The organism is Stenotrophomonas maltophilia (assembly GCF_006974125.1).
GTDB lineage: Bacteria > Pseudomonadota > Gammaproteobacteria > Xanthomonadales > Xanthomonadaceae > Stenotrophomonas > Stenotrophomonas maltophilia_O.
In genome coordinates this window covers 664,164-679,552 of record NZ_CP037858.1, presented here as the reverse complement: position 1 = coordinate 679,552, position 15,389 = coordinate 664,164, and the positions used below count along the sequence as shown (strand labels likewise).

Genomic DNA, 15,389 nt, shown 5'->3' with positions numbered 1-15,389 from the left:
TGCGGAGGCCTGCGATGACCAGCTCGGCCCACGACGCCGGCAGCAGCGATTTCGAGACCCTTGCCCGGCAGTACTTCGGTGCCTGGGGGGATGCCCTGCGCCATGCGACCACGCCCGGTGCACCGGCCGGCGATGACCCCGGCAGCTGGCAGCGCCTGTTTGACTGGTGGGGCCAGCTGTTGCCCGAACAGGGGCAGGGTGCGCCGGAAGATGCCGTGCGCCGTTTCCGCGAACAGGCCGGCAGTTGGTACGGCACGATGCAGGAAGTGGCGGCACGCTTCGCTGGACGCGATGCCAGCAGCGCCGATGTGGCCCACGCCTGGCGCGAGGCAGTGCAGGGGCAGGGCGACGGCATGCTGCAGTGGATGCTGCAGGGCGCGCGGGGCAGCACCCAGGCCGGCGCCGCCGTGCCCGAATTCGCCGCGTGGCTGCAGCAGTTCCAGCTGCAGGCCGGCCCGTGGCTGCAGAGCCCGGCGTTCGGGCCCGGCCGCGAACACCAGGCGCGCTGGCAGGCCCTGCTGCGTGCGCAGGAGGAATACCAGCAGCACTCGCGTGCCTACGTCGATCAGATCAAGCAGGCGCTGGACGAAGCCTTCGCGTTGTTCGAGCAGCGCCTGGCGGAGCACGAACAACCGGGCAGCCAGCTGACCAGCGCCCGCGCGATGTTCGACCTGTGGATTGAAGTGGCGGAGGAAGCCTACGCCAAGGTTGCGATGTCCGAGCCGTTCCAGCAGGTGTATGCCGCGCTGGGCAACGCGCAGATGCGCCTGCGCGCCGGCCTGCAGCACGAGGTGGAACAGATGAGTGAACGCATCGGTCTGCCGACCCGCAGCGAGATGGACGCTGCGCATCGCCGCATTGCCGAGCTGGAGCGCAGCCTTCGCCGCCTGCAGGCACAGGTGGCGGTGCTGGCGGGGACCGCCGCGGTGGATCCGGTGTCGCAGCCGGCGCCGGCTAAGGTGAAGCCGGCCGCGCGCAAAGCCGCGAAGAAGGCCGCGCCGTCGAACAAGCCGGCCGCGAAGAAAACACCGGCGAAGAAGGCTGCCGCACGCACCACCTCGCGGGCGCGTGCCCGATGAAAGGACCGCTGGGCTTCAACGCCGATGACCTGATGCAGGAAACCCTGGCCATGCAGCGCAAGCTGATGGAAGGGCTGAAGCTGCTGCCGCAGGTTGAAGACGTGGACTATGGCGTGACTGCCCGCGAGGAAGTCTGGCGCGACGGCAAGGTGGTGCTGTACCGCTTCGTAGGCGAGCAGGCACCCACCCGCCGCACGCCACTGCTGATTGTCTATGCGCTGGTCAACCGGCCGTACATGGTGGACCTGCAGGCCGACCGCTCGCTGGTACAGAAGCTGCTGGCGTTGGGCCAGGACGTCTATGTGCTGGACTGGGGCTACCCGGACCGCTCCGAGCGCTTCCAGACCCTGGAGGATTACCTGCTGCGCTACATCGATGGCGCGGTGGATGCGCTGCGCGCGCGCAGCGGTGGCCCGGTGGACCTGCTCGGCATCTGCCAGGGTGGCGTGTTCGCGCTGTGCTATGCGGCACTGCGCCGGCAGAAGCTGGGCAAGCTGATCACCATGGTCACCCCGGTTGATTTCCAGACCGCCGACAACATGCTCTCGCACTGGGCACGGCAGGTGGACGTGGATCTGCTGGTCGACACGCTGGGCAACATTCCGGCCGACCTGATGAATGCCAGCTACCTGATGCTCAAGCCATTCCGCCTGAACGTGCAGAAGTATGTCGGCCTGCTCGACATCCTTGATGACAAGGCGGCGCTGGAGGATTTCCTGCGCATGGAGAAGTGGATCTTCGACTCGCCGGACCTGGCCGGTGAAGCGTTCCGTGATTTCATCAAGCAGTTCTACCAGGGCAACGGGCTGGTGAAGGGCACGGTGCGGATCGGCGAGGAAGCAGTGGATCTCGCGAAAGTGACCCTGCCGGTGCTGAACATCTACGCCGAACAGGACCATCTGGTGCCGCCGGATGCCTCGCGCGCGATGCGTGGGCGACTGGGCACCACCGACTACACTGAATCCAGTTTCCGTGGTGGCCACATCGGTATCTACGTGTCCGGCCGCGCGCAGCGCGAAGTGCCGGCGACGATCGATGGTTGGCTGAAGGCGCGTGACGCGTAACGCCTGCTTCGGTTTTGTAGCGTCGAGCCATGCTCGACTGCATGGAGAATGATGATGTCGCAACGGATTTCGATGCTGCTTGCCGCGCTGCTGGCAGCGCCTGTGGCCCACGCCGCCCCCGGCCCGCAGGCACAGCGCGAGATCGCCCAGCTGATCTCCAGCCTCGATGGCTCGCAGTGCCGGTTCCAGCGCAATGGCAGCTGGCATGACGCCGCCGAGGCGCGTGCGCACCTGCAGCGCAAGTACGATTACCTGCTGAAGAAGAACCAGGTGGACAGTGCCGAGCAGTTCATCGAGCGCGCGGCCAGCCAGAGCAGCATGAGCGGCAAGCCCTACCGCATCCATTGCCCGGGGCAGCCTGAACAGACCGCAGCCGCCTGGTTCGGTGCGCGCCTGCAGGCCCTGCGCCAACGCACGCCGTAGACATGGGGGCGGTGTAGATTCGACCCATGCTCGACTGGTTCTGCCCGCAAGCTGAGGAGACACCGCCATGAACACCACGCCCAAGACGCTGTCGCGTTCATTGAACGACCGCATGATTGCCGGCGTGATGGGTGGCATCGCCCATCGCTTCGGTTGGAATGTCACGCTGCTGCGGGTGATCTACGTGCTGCTGTCGCTGGCCTCTGCAGCTTTTCCCGGCATCCTGGTCTACCTGATCCTGTGGCTGCTGATGCCGAACGAGGCCGATTGAAGACTGCGCAGCAGCCCTGGACGGTCTGGCTGCGCGCGCTGCAGGTACTGGGCGCGCTCTGGACGTCCCCCAACTCCCTGCTCGGCGTGATCGGTGGCCTGGCCGGCATGCTCGGCGGCGCGACGCCGCGCTGGAGCGGGCGGGACTGTGCGCTGGTGTTCGACCGCTGGCCGTGGGGGCCGGGCGGGGCGATCACGCTGGGCAATGTGATCCTGCACACCGGGCATGACCTGGGCATTTCCTGCCGGACCTATGCGCATCAGGCGGGCTGGGGCGTGGAGCCGCTGATCCGGCTGGACGACCACGAACGCGCACACGTGTACCAGTACATGGTGCTGGGGCCGCTGTACCTGCCGGTGTACCTGCTGTGCGGTGGAGTGAGTGCACGGAATCCGTTCGAGCGGGCGGCCGATCATTTCGCCCGGTTCGGGCGTGGTTGGTGGCCGTAGTTTCCAGCCAACGGCGCAGCCCCTCGTGGGCGGTGATGCTGGGTCGCCAAATGCAAAACCTTCGCGCTGGTCGGTCGGGTTGGGTTCGCGGGGGACGCCGTAAACCCATCCATGGGGGCTTGGCCGCGGCATCCATGCCGCGGACACCCCCGCGAACCCAACCCGACCGCCCTCTGACAGATGGCTGAGGCCTGTACCACCCACGGTAAAGAAAAAGAACAGCAGAAGCGGGTCGCGCGCTGCGCTTGCTCGCGAGCGGGGCATGGCTTGGCTCTACAGGAAGCAACAAATCAGCCGACCAGGCCGCTTTTGCCTTTGATCTTCTTTTTCTTTTCCGTGGCTGGACGTGCCCGAAAACTGTCGGGGGTCGGTCGGGGTGGGTTCGCGGGACCGTTGGCGCCATGGATGGCGCCATCGAGCCCCCATGGACGGGTTTACGGCGTGTCCCGCGAACCCACCCCGACCGACCCAATCACATGAAGCGCATTTCGCGACCAAGCCACGAGGGGCTGCGCCGTTGGCGGAAACACACCTGGATTCGTTAGGCGAAAGTTAAAGATCCGTAAGCATTCTGCTGCGATCCCGCAGTCATCTGCATGCAACCGATCGTCATTAGCCTTCGTGACGTTCCAGTCAGGTTCGACGCGGTAAGCTCTCCCTCGATGAGCTCGCAGCATCGCTCATCGAGTGCAGTACGCAGTAGCAATTTGGAGGAAGACATCACATGGCAATCGTTCTTTATGTCGGTGGTAGCAAGGATGGCGAGAAGGGCGTGGTGCCCTACGGCTTCAGCAAATCCCGCGCCGACACCGCGCTGGGGCCGGAGTTCTACACGGAGCGGTTCATGGAACTGCAGGGTGTCGGCAAGGTCCGCCTGATGGCCCTGGAAGGCATGCGTGACGACATCGTCATGCAGCGCGCCGCCCGCCACTACCGCTGACCTTCGCAACACGCGGCAGGGCGCGCCCACCATCGCGCGCCCGCGCCGGCATCCCAGCCCCGGGCCAGTCCGAGCCCTCTCTCCGCCAGGATGCCGGCGTCCAATCCGGCCTCGCCGCTGAACCTTGCCCCCTGTCAATGCCTTGTCCGGCTGCGTCGTCGATTGCCAGAATGGGGTCTTCCCGTAACGCGGCACAGACCTGAAGCAATGCACGACGCCAAGAACGCCCAGAGCGCGCTCGCCCAGCAGATCGCCCAGACCATCGCCGACGAGATCGGTGCCCAGTCCGCCCAGGTACGTGCCGCCGTCGGCCTGCTTGACGAGGGCGCGAGCGTTCCGTTCATCGCCCGCTACCGCAAGGAAGTGACCGGGGGCCTGGACGACACCCAGCTGCGCAACCTGGAAGTACGCCTGACCTATCTGCGTGAGCTGGAGGAACGCCGCGCGGCGGTGCTGGCCAGCATTGGTGAGCAGGGCAAGCTCAGCGACGAACTGCGCAACGACATCCTGGCGGCCGATACCAAGAGCCGGCTGGAAGACCTGTACCTGCCGTACAAGCCCAAGCGCCGCACCCGCGCGCAGATTGCCCGCGAAGCCGGGCTGGAGCCGCTGGCTGATGGCCTGCTGGGCGATCCGACACGGGACCCGCAGGTCTTTGCCGCTAGCTTCGTGGATGCCGACAAGGGCGTGGCCGACACCAAGGCCGCGCTGGAAGGCGCGCGCGCGATCCTGATGGAGCGCTGGGGCGAAGATGCCGCGCTGGTCGGTGAGCTGCGCACCTGGCTGGGTGATACCGGCGTGATCCGTGCCCGCGTGGCCGAGGGCAAGGAAACCGAAGGCGCCAAGTACCGCGATTATTTCGAGCATGCCGAGTCGCTGGCGAAGATCCCCTCGCACCGGCTGCTGGCGCTGTTCCGTGCGCGCCGCGAGGAGATCCTGTTCCTGGAGCTGGACCCGGGCAGCGATGCCGAAGCCGGTCACCAATACGCCGAAGGACGCGTGGCGCGCAGGGCCGGCATTGCCGACCAGGGGCGAGCCGCCGACCGCTGGCTGCTGGACGCCTGCCGCCTGACCTGGCGCGCCAAGCTGCACACCCATCTGCTGCTGGACCTGTTCAACCAGGCCCGCGAAAAGGCTGAGGCTGAGGCCATAGCGGTGTTCGGTGACAACCTGAAGGACCTGCTGCTGGCGGCACCGGCCGGCCCGAAGACCGTGCTCGGGCTGGACCCGGGCATCCGCACCGGCTGCAAGATCGCCGTGGTCGATGCCACCGGCAAGCTGGTGGCCACCGACACCATCTACCCGCACGAGCCACGCCGCCAGTGGGACCAGTCGCTGCAGACGATCAAGCAGCTGTGCGCCAAGCACAACGTGGAACTGATCGCGATCGGCAACGGCACCGCCAGCCGCGAAACCGACAAGCTGGCCGGCGAAGCGATCAAGGCCGCCGCCAACCCGAAGCTGCAGAAGGTGGTGGTGAGCGAGGCCGGCGCGTCGGTGTACTCGGCGTCCGAGTTCGCGGCCAAGGAGTTCCCGGGCCTGGATGTGTCGCTGCGTGGCGCAGTGTCGATCGCCCGCCGCCTGCAGGATCCGCTGGCCGAACTGGTCAAGATCGAACCCAAGGCAATCGGTGTCGGCCAGTACCAGCACGATGTGGATCAGTACCGCCTGGCGCGGGCGCTGGACGCGCGCGTCGAGGACTGCGTGAACGCGGTCGGCGTATACGTGAACACCGCCTCGGCCGCGCTGCTGTCGCGGGTGTCCGGCCTGTCGGCCACGGTGGCCGAGAACATCGTGCGCCATCGTGACGACAACGGCCCGTTCAAGCGTCGCAAGGACCTGCTGAAGGTTGCGCGCCTGGGCGAGAAGACGTTCGAGCAGTGCGCCGGCTTCCTGCGTATCGCCGATGGTGACCAGCCGCTGGACGCCTCGGCGGTGCACCCGGAAGCCTATCCGGTGGTCGAGCGCATCGTGGCCAGCACCGCGAGCCCGATCAAGGCGCTGATCGGCGATGGCAGCTTCCTGCGTGGCTTGAAGGCCGAGCAGTTCACCGACGACACCTTCGGCGTGCCGACCGTGCGCGACATCCTGAAGGAACTGGAGAAGCCGGGCCGCGACCCGCGTCCGGAGTTCAAGGCCGCGCGCTTCGCCGAAGGCGTGGAGGACATCAAGGACCTGCGCGAGGGCATGGTGCTGGAAGGCGTGGTGAGCAACGTGGCGGCCTTCGGTGCCTTCGTCGATATCGGCGTGCACCAGGACGGCCTGATCCACATTTCGGCGCTGTCCGACACCTTCGTGAAGGACCCGCGCGACGTGGTCAAGGCTGGCGACATCGTCAAGGTGAAGGTGCTGGAAGTGGATGTGCCGCGCAAGCGCATCGCGCTGACCCGGCGCCTGGACGATACCCCGGGGCAGGCCACCAGCCGCCCGGGCCAGCGCGAAGAGCGCGGCCAGGGCCAGGGGCCGCGCCGTGACGCAGGCGGGCAGAACCGCGGGCCGAACCGGGGCCAGGGCAACAGCGGGCGGCCAGCCCAGTCGGCGCCGCCGGCCAACAACGCCCTGGCCGAGGCCTTCGCCCGCGCCAAGCGCAGCTGAGGTTCGTGCCCCCCGTCACGGTTGATCCGCGGCGGGGGACTTGTCGGTTTTCCCCGTGATTGCGCACACTTGCGCTGGAGGGGAGGCGTTCGGCCCCCCCGCTGTCGCTGGGGAGGGCCATGACGCCAGCACGACCCGTCGTCTTCGTTGCACGCTGCAGCGCATTGCTGCGGCCAACGCCTGCCTGCGCGGGCCGGAGGGAGCGTTGATGGCGGGCCAGGGCACCAACGGCAACGGGTTGCTGGAGCGCCGCCTGCAGGAGCTGGCCGAAGAGCGTAGGCGGCTGGCGATGATCATCGATGGCACCGCCGCGGGCACCTGGGAATGGAACGTGCAGACCGGCGAGATGCGGGTCAATGCGCGCTGGGCCGAGATTGTCGGTTTCCGGCTGGAAGAGCTGGAGCCGATCTGCCAGAAGACCTTCCTGAAGCTGGTCCATCCCGATGACATAGCGCTGTCCGACGCGGCACTGGACGAGCATTTCGAGGGACGCACCGACAACTACGCGTGCCTGCTGCGGATGCGCCACAAGAACGGCCAGTGGATATGGATACAGGACCGTGGCCGCGTCTTCGAATGGGACGGGCAGGGCCGGCCGCTGTGGATGGCCGGCGCGCATGCCGACGTGACCGAACTGCAGCAGGCCCGTCATGATGCGGCCGAGACCCGTCAACGCCTGCAGGCCGTGGTCGATGCCTCCGATGAGGTGGCGGTGATCGCCACCGATACCGATGGCACCATCACCCTGTTCAATACCGGCGCGCAACGCCTGCTGGGCTACAGCGCGGCCGAAGTGGTCGGCCAGCGCCGGCTGGATGCCTTCCACGATCCGCAGGAACTGAATGCCTGGCTGCGACCGCTGGCCGATGCCGATGGCCATCTGCCAGGCGTGTTCGAGGCACTCAGTGCGCGTGCCGATGGCCAGACCTATTCGCGGCAATGGACGCTGCTGCGCAAGGACGGCCAGCCACGCCAGGTACGCCTGTCGATCAGCCGCATGGACGGTGCCGACGGTGCACGCATCGGCTATGTCGGCATGGCCATCGACATCACCGAGATACTGCAGGCGCGAGCCGAGGCACGCTTGTCCGCGGAGAAGTTCGCTGGTGCGTTCACCTCGGCTGCGCTGGGCATGGCACTGGTGTCGCTGGAAGGGCGATGGCTGGACGTCAACGATGCGCTGTGCCGGATCCTCGGCTATCCGCGGGAAGAGCTGCTGCAGGTGGATTTCCAGCGCCTGACCCATCCCGACGACCTGCAGACCGACCTGTCGCTGGTGCAGGACCTGTTGGCCGGGCGGCGCAGCCACTACCACCTGGAGAAACGCTATCTCGATCGCGACGGCAAGGTGATCTGGGCCCGGTTGTCGGTCTCGCTGGTGCGCAGCGAGCATGGCGAGCCGGTGCATTTCGTGTCGCAGATCCAGGACATCACCGCCCAGCGCAGCAGCGAGCAGCGGCTGTTCGAGAGCGAGCAGCGCAGCCGCATCACCCTGGATGCCGTGGCCGACCTGGTGCTGAGCGTCAGCCTCGATGGCCGTATCGACTACGCCAATGCCGCCGCAGTACGCACGTTGGCCGGCGATGGCGCGTTGTCGCTGGCCGGGCACAAGGTGCAGGATGTGCTGGCGCTGACCACCGAGTACGCGCCGGGGTCGGTGCTGGACGTGTCGGTACTGCTGGATCCGGAAAGCAACGCGGTGGACCTGCATGCCGACCTGCTGCTGCGCCTGGGTGCCGCCACGGTGCCGGTGGACCTGACCCGCGCCTGGTTGCGCGATGACGAGGGCCACGTGCGAGGTGCGGTCTGGGTGCTGCGCGACGATACCCAGCAGCGTGCCCGCCAGCGCGAGGCGCGCCATCTGGCCGAGATCGATCCGCTGACCGAACTGAGCAACCGCCGTGGCTTCGAGGTGCATCTGCAGCAGGCGATCACCCGCGTTGAACGTACCGGCCAGGCCGCGTCGCTGATGTACATCGATCTGGACCGGTTCAAGCCGATCAACGATACCTGGGGCCATCTGGCTGGCGATGCGGTGCTGTGGGCGGTGGCCAGCGTTCTGCGTCACGGGGTACGCGATTCGGATGTGGTGGCGCGGCTGGGCGGTGACGAGTTCGCGGTGATCCTGTCCGGTTGCACGCCGCGTCGTGCTGCCCGCATTGGCGGTGAGCTGCTGCACACCCTGGCGTCGCTGTCGATTCCGTGGGACCAGAACCGGTTGCGCGTAGGGGCCAGCATCGGCATCGCGCCGCTGGCCGGCGGGATGAGCGTGGACCAGGCGGTGGCCGCGGCCGATGCCCAGTGTTACCGGGCCAAGGCGATGGGCCGTAACAACGTGCAGGTGCAGGGCGAGGCCAGCGAGCTGCCAGGCGACGACGTCGACGCGGCCGAGGGTTGATCTCATCCAGTGAGAGGACGGGCGCGAATACTCCGCCCACCTCCTCTCGTACAGGTGATCCCATGAATGTCTGGAACCCGATGACGGTGCGCGCCTTCGCCCCGGCCATGGTCGGTTGGTGCCTGACCCTCGCCGCCTGGCTGCGGCTGGAGGAGGTGCGTGAGGACCGTCTGGCCCAGGCAATGCTGCCGGTGCTGCAGGGAAGCGTGGTGGCGCTGCTGGCCCTGACCCTGGCGTGCACGATGGCGGCCAGCCTGGTGCTGTGGCGGCACCGTCGCCGGGATCACGGCGACGGTGCCGGCACTACTGAGGTGCAGCATCCATCAGCAGGAACCGGCATGGCGCGCGCTGGAAGGCATTGATCTGCGGCACCAGCCGCTGGAAATGCTCGCTGGCACAGTGGATGTCCAGGGCGGCGCGGTCCGGCCATTGCTCGATGAAGACGAAATGCCCGGGATCCTTCTGGTCCACGAACAGTTCATAGCCAAGGCAGAGCGGCTCGCGCTGCGTGCACGCGACCAGTTCCCGGTACAGCGGAAGCACAGTGTCCACGGCATCGGGATGTATGAAGTCTTCGGCGATGACCTTGAGCATGCAGGCACCTGTGGATGGGGCCCTGCAGGATAGTGCCGGCGGGTGGCCGGCACCCAGCCCGTCAACGCAATACTGCGTCCGCACTGACCAGCTGCACATCGTGCATCTGGTTGAGGTAAGCCTCGTAGTAGCCCTTGTGCGAGGCACCGACAATGGTGAGCATGCGGGTGCCCGGGTGTTGGCCGAGCACGTCGCGCATGTTGGCGACCATGCGCAGGTTGCGGGTTTCCCAGTAGCCGAGGTACTTGCGTCCGAAGGCATCGGGTGACGGCTCGACCAGGGTCGCGCCGAAGTCGCTGTTGTAGACGGTCATCGCCGTGTCCGGGGCGTTGTAGTCGCGATAGAGCGCAAGCAGGCCGTCGGGCTTGGCCAGGTTGGCGTGCAGCGGTTCGTCGGCGGCGAACCGCGCCGTGGTTGCCGGGTTGTCCCAGGCCGCCTGAAGCGCCGCGCCATAGGCCTTCTCCTGCTCCTTCGGGACAGGCGCGTCGGCGGTGTGGTCATCGACCGACCACAAGCGCTCCAGGCCCAGGCGTGCAGCGAGGACGCCGGCGATCATGCCGGCCTCGTCGCGCCTGGCAATGCGTTTGTCGAGGAACTGCACCAGCTCCGGGGTCAGGCTGTCTGCGGCGCGACGTTCGTCGATGGGCAGGCGCAGCCATTGCACCACCGCCGAACCGTTCTCGCCTGCGGCCAGGAACACGGCCGCGAGGCGGCGGCGCTGGGCCGGCGTAGGGGCTTTCGGCCATTGTGCGAGGAGGCGCTCCATCTCGGCATTGGCGCTGGGAACGTCCAGGCCGGTCGCGGCCTGGGCCGGTGCCGGGTCGATGCAGTAGGTCTCGACACTGTCCGCGTAGCGGGTGGGGTTGCGGCGCATGAAGTCGCACTGCAGCCCGGACAGGTTCTCCACGGCGATGGCATTGGGCTGCCATGCCTGCAGGCGCTCGAGCAGAGGCTCCAGCAATGGCTGCAGAATGTCCGGTGTGAAGGTCTTCGGCAGGCCGGACAGATGCGGGCTGCCCAGCACCAGCACCTCGTTGGTGCGGCCTGCGGGCGGCCCCTTCAGCTGGTCGGGGTGAAAGGCCGGCCGATAGGTGGCATCGGCGGCAAGCGCGCCGGTGCTGCACAGGCCGAGGATGACGAAGCTGGTGAGGCGAACGAACATACGATCTCCTTGTAGATGAACATCCTGCGGATCGCTGCATGCTCGCCATTTCCGCCCGGCAGGGGACCTCCCGTTGGTCATGCAAACCTTTTTGCCTTGAGCTGCATCCATCTGCCGAGTGATGCTGTATTCCGTGCCCAGGCAATGCAGAACATGACATCCGATCACTGGAGCATCGACAGTCCGCGGCTGTGCCTCCGGCCATTTACGTCCGGTGACGCTGACGAGGCGTTTGCGGGCATCACCCCCGGGTTGACCCGCTACATGGCCTTCGAGCCGCCCCCGTCAAAGGACGCATTTGCCGCCGTCTGGCAGGCGTGGCTGCCTGCCATTGCCGATGGGAGCGACATCACGTTCGTGATCCGCAGGCGCGAGGATGGCGTGTTCCTGGGACTGGCCGGCCTGCATCGCACCGGTGATGCAGAGCCCGAACTGGGTATCTGGATCGCTGAAGCAATGCATGGCCATGGCTATGGGCGGGAAGCAGTGGCGGCGGTGTGGTCTGCGGCGTCGCAGCGACTGTCATGCGCGGCGTTCCGCTATCCGGTGGCCGAGCAGAACCGGTCCAGCCGTTCGCTTGCTGAGTCCCTCGGGGGACAGCCCGCAGCACGTGAGCAGGGTGTGAAGTACACAACGATCATCTATCGCCTTCCTGCTGCAATGCACGGAGTTGCGACGGAGGTCGCGGAATCCCGCTAAAGCGGCCGACGGCATCGCCGATATCCCCTCTGGATCCCGCTCCAGTCGCCCGCTGCAGGACCCCAGGCTGCCCCCGATGGGCGGCCCGCGCTGTGTGTTCCGCCGCTCCCGGATGCCGATCGCACCCGCACCAGACGTTCTTGCCAGCCGCTCGAGGGGTGCCCGCAGGCACCTGTAGTCCCAAGCAACTGAAGTTGCCGCCGGGCATCCCGCCCGTCGGGTCGCAACCGCTTACCGGACACCGAGGATCAGACAATGCTCATTCCAGGCTTCACGGCGGGCGCGCAGGCGCCGGCCGAGCTGCATACCCGTTGGTCGCCGTGGCGCGCGCTGCTGGGCGCCCTGGCCCCGCAGCACCGTACCGGCACTGAACCGGCAGCGACCGATCGTGCCGAACTCGAGGCCCAGGTCGCAGCGCTGCACCGCGTGCAGGCGGTCATCGAGTTCGCGCTCGATGGCACCATCCTGCAGGCCAATGACAACTTCCTGCAGGCGGTGGGCTACCGGCTGGAGGAAATCCAGGGCAAGCATCATTCCCTGTTCGTCGATCCCGAGCAGGCGCGCAGCGCCGAGTACCGTGACTTCTGGGCGCGGCTGGGACGCGGCGAATATGACGCAGGGCAGTATCGACGCTTCGGCAAAGGCCAGCGCGAGATCTGGATCCAGGCCTCCTACAACCCGGTGCTGGATCGCCAGGGGCGACCGTACAAAGTGGTCAAGTTCGCCACCGACATCACCGCACAGAAGCTGCAGGCGGCCGATTCGGCCGGGCAGTTGGCGGCAATCGGCAAATCGCAGGCAGTGATCGAATTCAGCATGGACGGGCGCATTCTCTCGGCGAACGAGAACTTTCTCGAAGTCACCGGCTACGGCCTCGATGAGGTGCGTGGACAGCACCACTCGCTGTTCGTCGAGCCAGGCCATCGCAGCAGTGACGAATATCGCCGGTTCTGGGAGAAGCTCGGGCGTGGCGAGTATGACGCCGGGCAGTATCGACGCCTGGGCAAAGGCGGGCGTGAGGTCTGGATCCAGGCCTCCTACAACCCCATCCTCGACCTCAACGGCAAGCCGTTCAAGGTCGTCAAGTACGCAACCGACATCACCGCGCAGGTGCATGAGAACCAGGCGATGCAGCGCGCAGTGGCGCAGACCCGCGAGGTGGTGGCCGCGGCCAAGCAGGGCGACCTGACCCGGCGCGTTGCCACGGCGGACAAACAGGGTTCCATTGCCGAACTGTGCGAGGGCGTGAATTCGCTGGTCGAGGCGATGGCCGCGATCATCGGCCAGATCAAGTTCGCTGCCGACACCATTGCGGTGGGTGCGACCGAGATCGCGCAGGGCAACAGCGACCTGTCGCAGCGCACCGAGCAGCAGGCGGCCTCGCTGGAGGAAACCGCGGTGTCGATGAAGGGGTTGGCCGAGACCGTGCAGCGCACAGCCACCAACGCGCGCCAGGCGAGCCAGCTGGCCGGCGGGGCCGCCGATGTGGCTGCGCGCGGCGGCAGTGTGGTGCATGAAGTGGTCGAGACGATGGCGGTGATCAACGCCTCCTCGCGGCGCATCGTCGATATCATCGGGGTGATTGATGGCATCGCTTTCCAGACCAATATCCTGGCGTTGAACGCAGCGGTGGAGGCCGCACGCGCGGGCGAACATGGTCGAGGATTTGCCGTGGTCGCCACCGAGATCCGCGAGCTGTCCCAGCGCTCGGCCAGTGCCGCCAAGGAGATCAAGCATCTGATCGATGAGTCGGTGGCGAACGTCGGGGCCGGCACCGCCCAGGTGGAAAGCGCGGGCCGGACCATGGACGAGATCGTGACCAACGTCCGCCGGGTCAGCGATCTGATGACCGAGATCAGCACTGCCTCGCAGCAGCAGAGCGACGACATCCAGCAGATGAACCATGCGGTTGACCTGATCGACCAGGGCACGCAGCAGAACGCTGCCCTGGTCGAGGAGGCGTCGGCGGCGGCGCGCAGCATGGAAGAGCAGTCGGCACAGCTGCTGCAGACCGTCGCCGGTTTCCGCGTGCAGGACGGGGCAGGGCATCTGCATGGAGGGGCGACCCTGCGGATCGTCTAGGTGCGCGGGCCCACAGGCTCATCGGACGGCTGCATGGCCGAGGCAAGGTGCACACGGTTGCGCCCGGCATGCTTGGCCCGGTAAAGGGCCTGGTCGGCATGGCCGACCAGGTCTCCCGGCGCGTACTCATCGCTGGCGGCCTGCCAGGCCACGCCTACGCTGATGGTCACATGGCCCTCGGCAGCAGGCAGTGCGGCGCTTTCGACCGCAGCACGCAGGCGTTCGCCCAGATGCAGCGCGTGCATCGCCTCGGGCGATGGCAGGGCCGCAATGAACTCCTCGCCGCCATAGCGGGCCAGCAGGTCGTCACCGCGCTGCAGGCAGCCGTCGAGGATGCCGGCGACGGCACGCAGGCGCCGATCACCTTCTGGGTGCCCGTAGGTGTCGTTCAGCCGTTTGAAGTGGTCGATGTCGATCATCAGCACCGCCAGGCCCTGGCCCTGGCGGCGCGCGCGGCGGTGGGCCCCATCCAGCGACTCATCGAAGCTGCGCCGGTTGCCCAGCCCGGTCAGTGGATCTCGCCGCGCCAGCGTTTCCAGTTCATCGCGCTGGCGCTGGATCTCGATCTGGCTCAGCACGCTGCGCAGGGCGTAACCCAGCATCGCACCGATGAAACCTACCGTGGCCAGGTTTGGCTGCAGGCGCGCGACCAGCAGCGCCACCATCATCAGCAGCAAGGGCAGCATCAGTGGGACGCCGGCGTCGACGATGCGCCGCAGGCTGCGGGATACCTCCACTGCCGGGTAGCGGCGGTGGCTGCCGGCCAGGACGGCCAGCAACACGAACAGCCCGCTGATCAGCAGGTCGCCCCAGCCGCCGTCAGGTGTCTGCGGCTGGTAGGTGTTGATGTAGAGCGCCAGCAGGAAGTAGCCCAGCGCGTAGATCGCAAGTGTGCGGAAGAAATCGCGGCGGTCGGGATTGTCCTCGGCCAGGAAACGGATCAGCGCGAAGCAGAACACCAGGCTGTTCTGCACGCTGCTCATGGTGTTCAGGCACTGCGTCCACAGCGCGGTGTTGAGAGGCGCCATGGCGCGCGTATGCAGGTAGTACAGCAGCCAAAGCAGGGCAATGATCGCAAGGTCCACCGCACGGATGAAGCGGTTCCCGCCGCCCGGGCTTGCAGCTACATAGGTCAGGGGGATCCGGTAGAACACGTACAGGATCAGTGTCGAGGCGGTCATCTGCGCAGGGGTGAGGCCGGCCACATTGCGGTACAGCAGGGCAAGCAGGGCGAGTGAGAACAGGCCGACGGCCGCGCCGAGCAGCCGCCACTTGCAGGCCGCCTGGCTGACACGTGCGCGCCGCACGCAGGCCAGTGCGGCCAGCAGCGGCGCGGTGATCAGCAACAGGTAGGAGCCGACAGGGTCCTGCGGGCCGACCAAGGCAATGACGAGTGCGTGCGTGACCAGAAAAAACAGTGCAGCACGCAGCGTCATGCATTCCCCCGCCCCCGGATCCGGCGGGATCACGATAGGCAGATGTACGTGAGTCTGGCAAGAAAAGTGTGCGCTGCGTCTAGAGACAACCCTGTCAGCGGTCGCAGTTATGCGTCAGTGCAGTGACACAGGAGCGGCCACATGGGCATGCATCGCCTGAAAAGCAAAAGGCCAGGTCGAGGACCTGGCCTTTGATG

Annotated in this window: 14 protein-coding genes; 11 read left to right on the top strand and 3 right to left on the bottom strand. The window is 66.8% G+C overall.

Annotated features, from left to right (window positions below; translation table 11 throughout):
• Positions 1-14: 14 nt before the first annotated feature.
• The 9 genes from phaE (at position 15) to EZ304_RS03085 (ending at position 9,581) form a co-directional block, all read left to right on the top strand.
• The gene (gene phaE, locus EZ304_RS03125) at positions 15-1,079 is read left to right on the top strand and encodes a class III poly(R)-hydroxyalkanoic acid synthase subunit PhaE (RefSeq protein WP_142806241.1); all 1,065 of its coding nucleotides are present in this window, start codon (positions 15-17) and stop codon (positions 1,077-1,079) included.
• On the top strand, positions 1,076-2,143 hold the full coding sequence (gene phaC / locus EZ304_RS03120; protein WP_099553113.1) for a class III poly(R)-hydroxyalkanoic acid synthase subunit PhaC: 1,068 nt from the start codon (positions 1,076-1,078) through the stop codon (positions 2,141-2,143). The genes phaE and phaC overlap by 4 nt, the downstream gene beginning before the upstream one ends.
• A 51-nt stretch (positions 2,144-2,194) precedes the next feature.
• A complete protein-coding gene (locus EZ304_RS03115) occupies positions 2,195-2,566 on the top strand; it encodes a YfeK family protein (RefSeq protein ID WP_428999711.1) in 372 nt (123 codons plus the stop codon).
• Between the two features lie 67 nt (positions 2,567-2,633).
• Entirely contained in the window at positions 2,634-2,837 is a 204-nt protein-coding gene (locus EZ304_RS03110; protein WP_099553115.1) for a PspC domain-containing protein, read from the top strand.
• On the top strand, positions 2,834-3,286 hold the full coding sequence (locus tag EZ304_RS03105) for a hypothetical protein (RefSeq protein ID WP_099553116.1): 453 nt from the start codon (positions 2,834-2,836) through the stop codon (positions 3,284-3,286). Before EZ304_RS03110 ends, EZ304_RS03105 begins: the two co-directional genes overlap by 4 nt.
• 724 nt (positions 3,287-4,010) lie before the next feature.
• Positions 4,011-4,226, top strand: coding sequence for a hypothetical protein (locus tag EZ304_RS03100; RefSeq protein ID WP_005417149.1), 216 nt, complete (start codon positions 4,011-4,013; stop codon positions 4,224-4,226).
• A gap of 207 nt (positions 4,227-4,433) precedes the next feature.
• On the top strand, positions 4,434-6,821 hold the full coding sequence (locus tag EZ304_RS03095; protein ID WP_142806239.1) for a Tex family protein: 2,388 nt from the start codon (positions 4,434-4,436) through the stop codon (positions 6,819-6,821).
• A 208-nt stretch (positions 6,822-7,029) separates the two neighbouring features.
• Positions 7,030-9,219, top strand: a complete 2,190-nt coding sequence (locus tag EZ304_RS03090) for a PAS domain S-box protein (RefSeq protein ID WP_142806238.1) — start codon at positions 7,030-7,032, stop codon at positions 9,217-9,219.
• Positions 9,220-9,281: 62 nt separating this feature from the next.
• Positions 9,282-9,581, top strand: a complete 300-nt coding sequence (locus EZ304_RS03085) for a hypothetical protein (protein ID WP_142806237.1) — start codon at positions 9,282-9,284, stop codon at positions 9,579-9,581.
• Here EZ304_RS03085 and EZ304_RS03080 read toward each other — a convergent pair.
• Both EZ304_RS03080 and EZ304_RS03075 read right to left on the bottom strand, forming a co-directional pair.
• Positions 9,523-9,813 (bottom strand): putative quinol monooxygenase, encoded by a 291-nt coding sequence (locus EZ304_RS03080; RefSeq protein WP_099553120.1) that lies wholly within the window; start codon positions 9,811-9,813, stop codon positions 9,523-9,525. The genes EZ304_RS03085 and EZ304_RS03080 overlap by 59 nt on opposite strands.
• Positions 9,814-9,874: 61 nt before the next feature.
• A complete protein-coding gene (locus tag EZ304_RS03075) occupies positions 9,875-10,975 on the bottom strand; it encodes a DUF5694 domain-containing protein (protein WP_099553121.1) in 1,101 nt (366 codons plus the stop codon).
• A gap of 15 nt (positions 10,976-10,990) precedes the next feature.
• Here EZ304_RS03075 and EZ304_RS03070 point away from each other — a divergent pair, with 15 nt between their 5' ends.
• Both EZ304_RS03070 and EZ304_RS03065 read left to right on the top strand, forming a co-directional pair.
• On the top strand, positions 10,991-11,674 hold the full coding sequence (locus tag EZ304_RS03070) for a GNAT family N-acetyltransferase (protein WP_260678220.1): 684 nt from the start codon (positions 10,991-10,993) through the stop codon (positions 11,672-11,674).
• Between the two features lie 255 nt (positions 11,675-11,929).
• A complete protein-coding gene (locus EZ304_RS03065; RefSeq protein WP_099553123.1) occupies positions 11,930-13,756 on the top strand; it encodes a methyl-accepting chemotaxis protein in 1,827 nt (608 codons plus the stop codon).
• On the opposite strand, the gene EZ304_RS03060 is transcribed toward EZ304_RS03065, so the two are convergent.
• Positions 13,753-15,192, bottom strand: a complete 1,440-nt coding sequence (locus EZ304_RS03060; protein ID WP_099553124.1) for a GGDEF domain-containing protein — start codon at positions 15,190-15,192, stop codon at positions 13,753-13,755. The genes EZ304_RS03065 and EZ304_RS03060 overlap by 4 nt on opposite strands.
• Between the last annotated feature and the right edge of the window lie 197 nt (positions 15,193-15,389).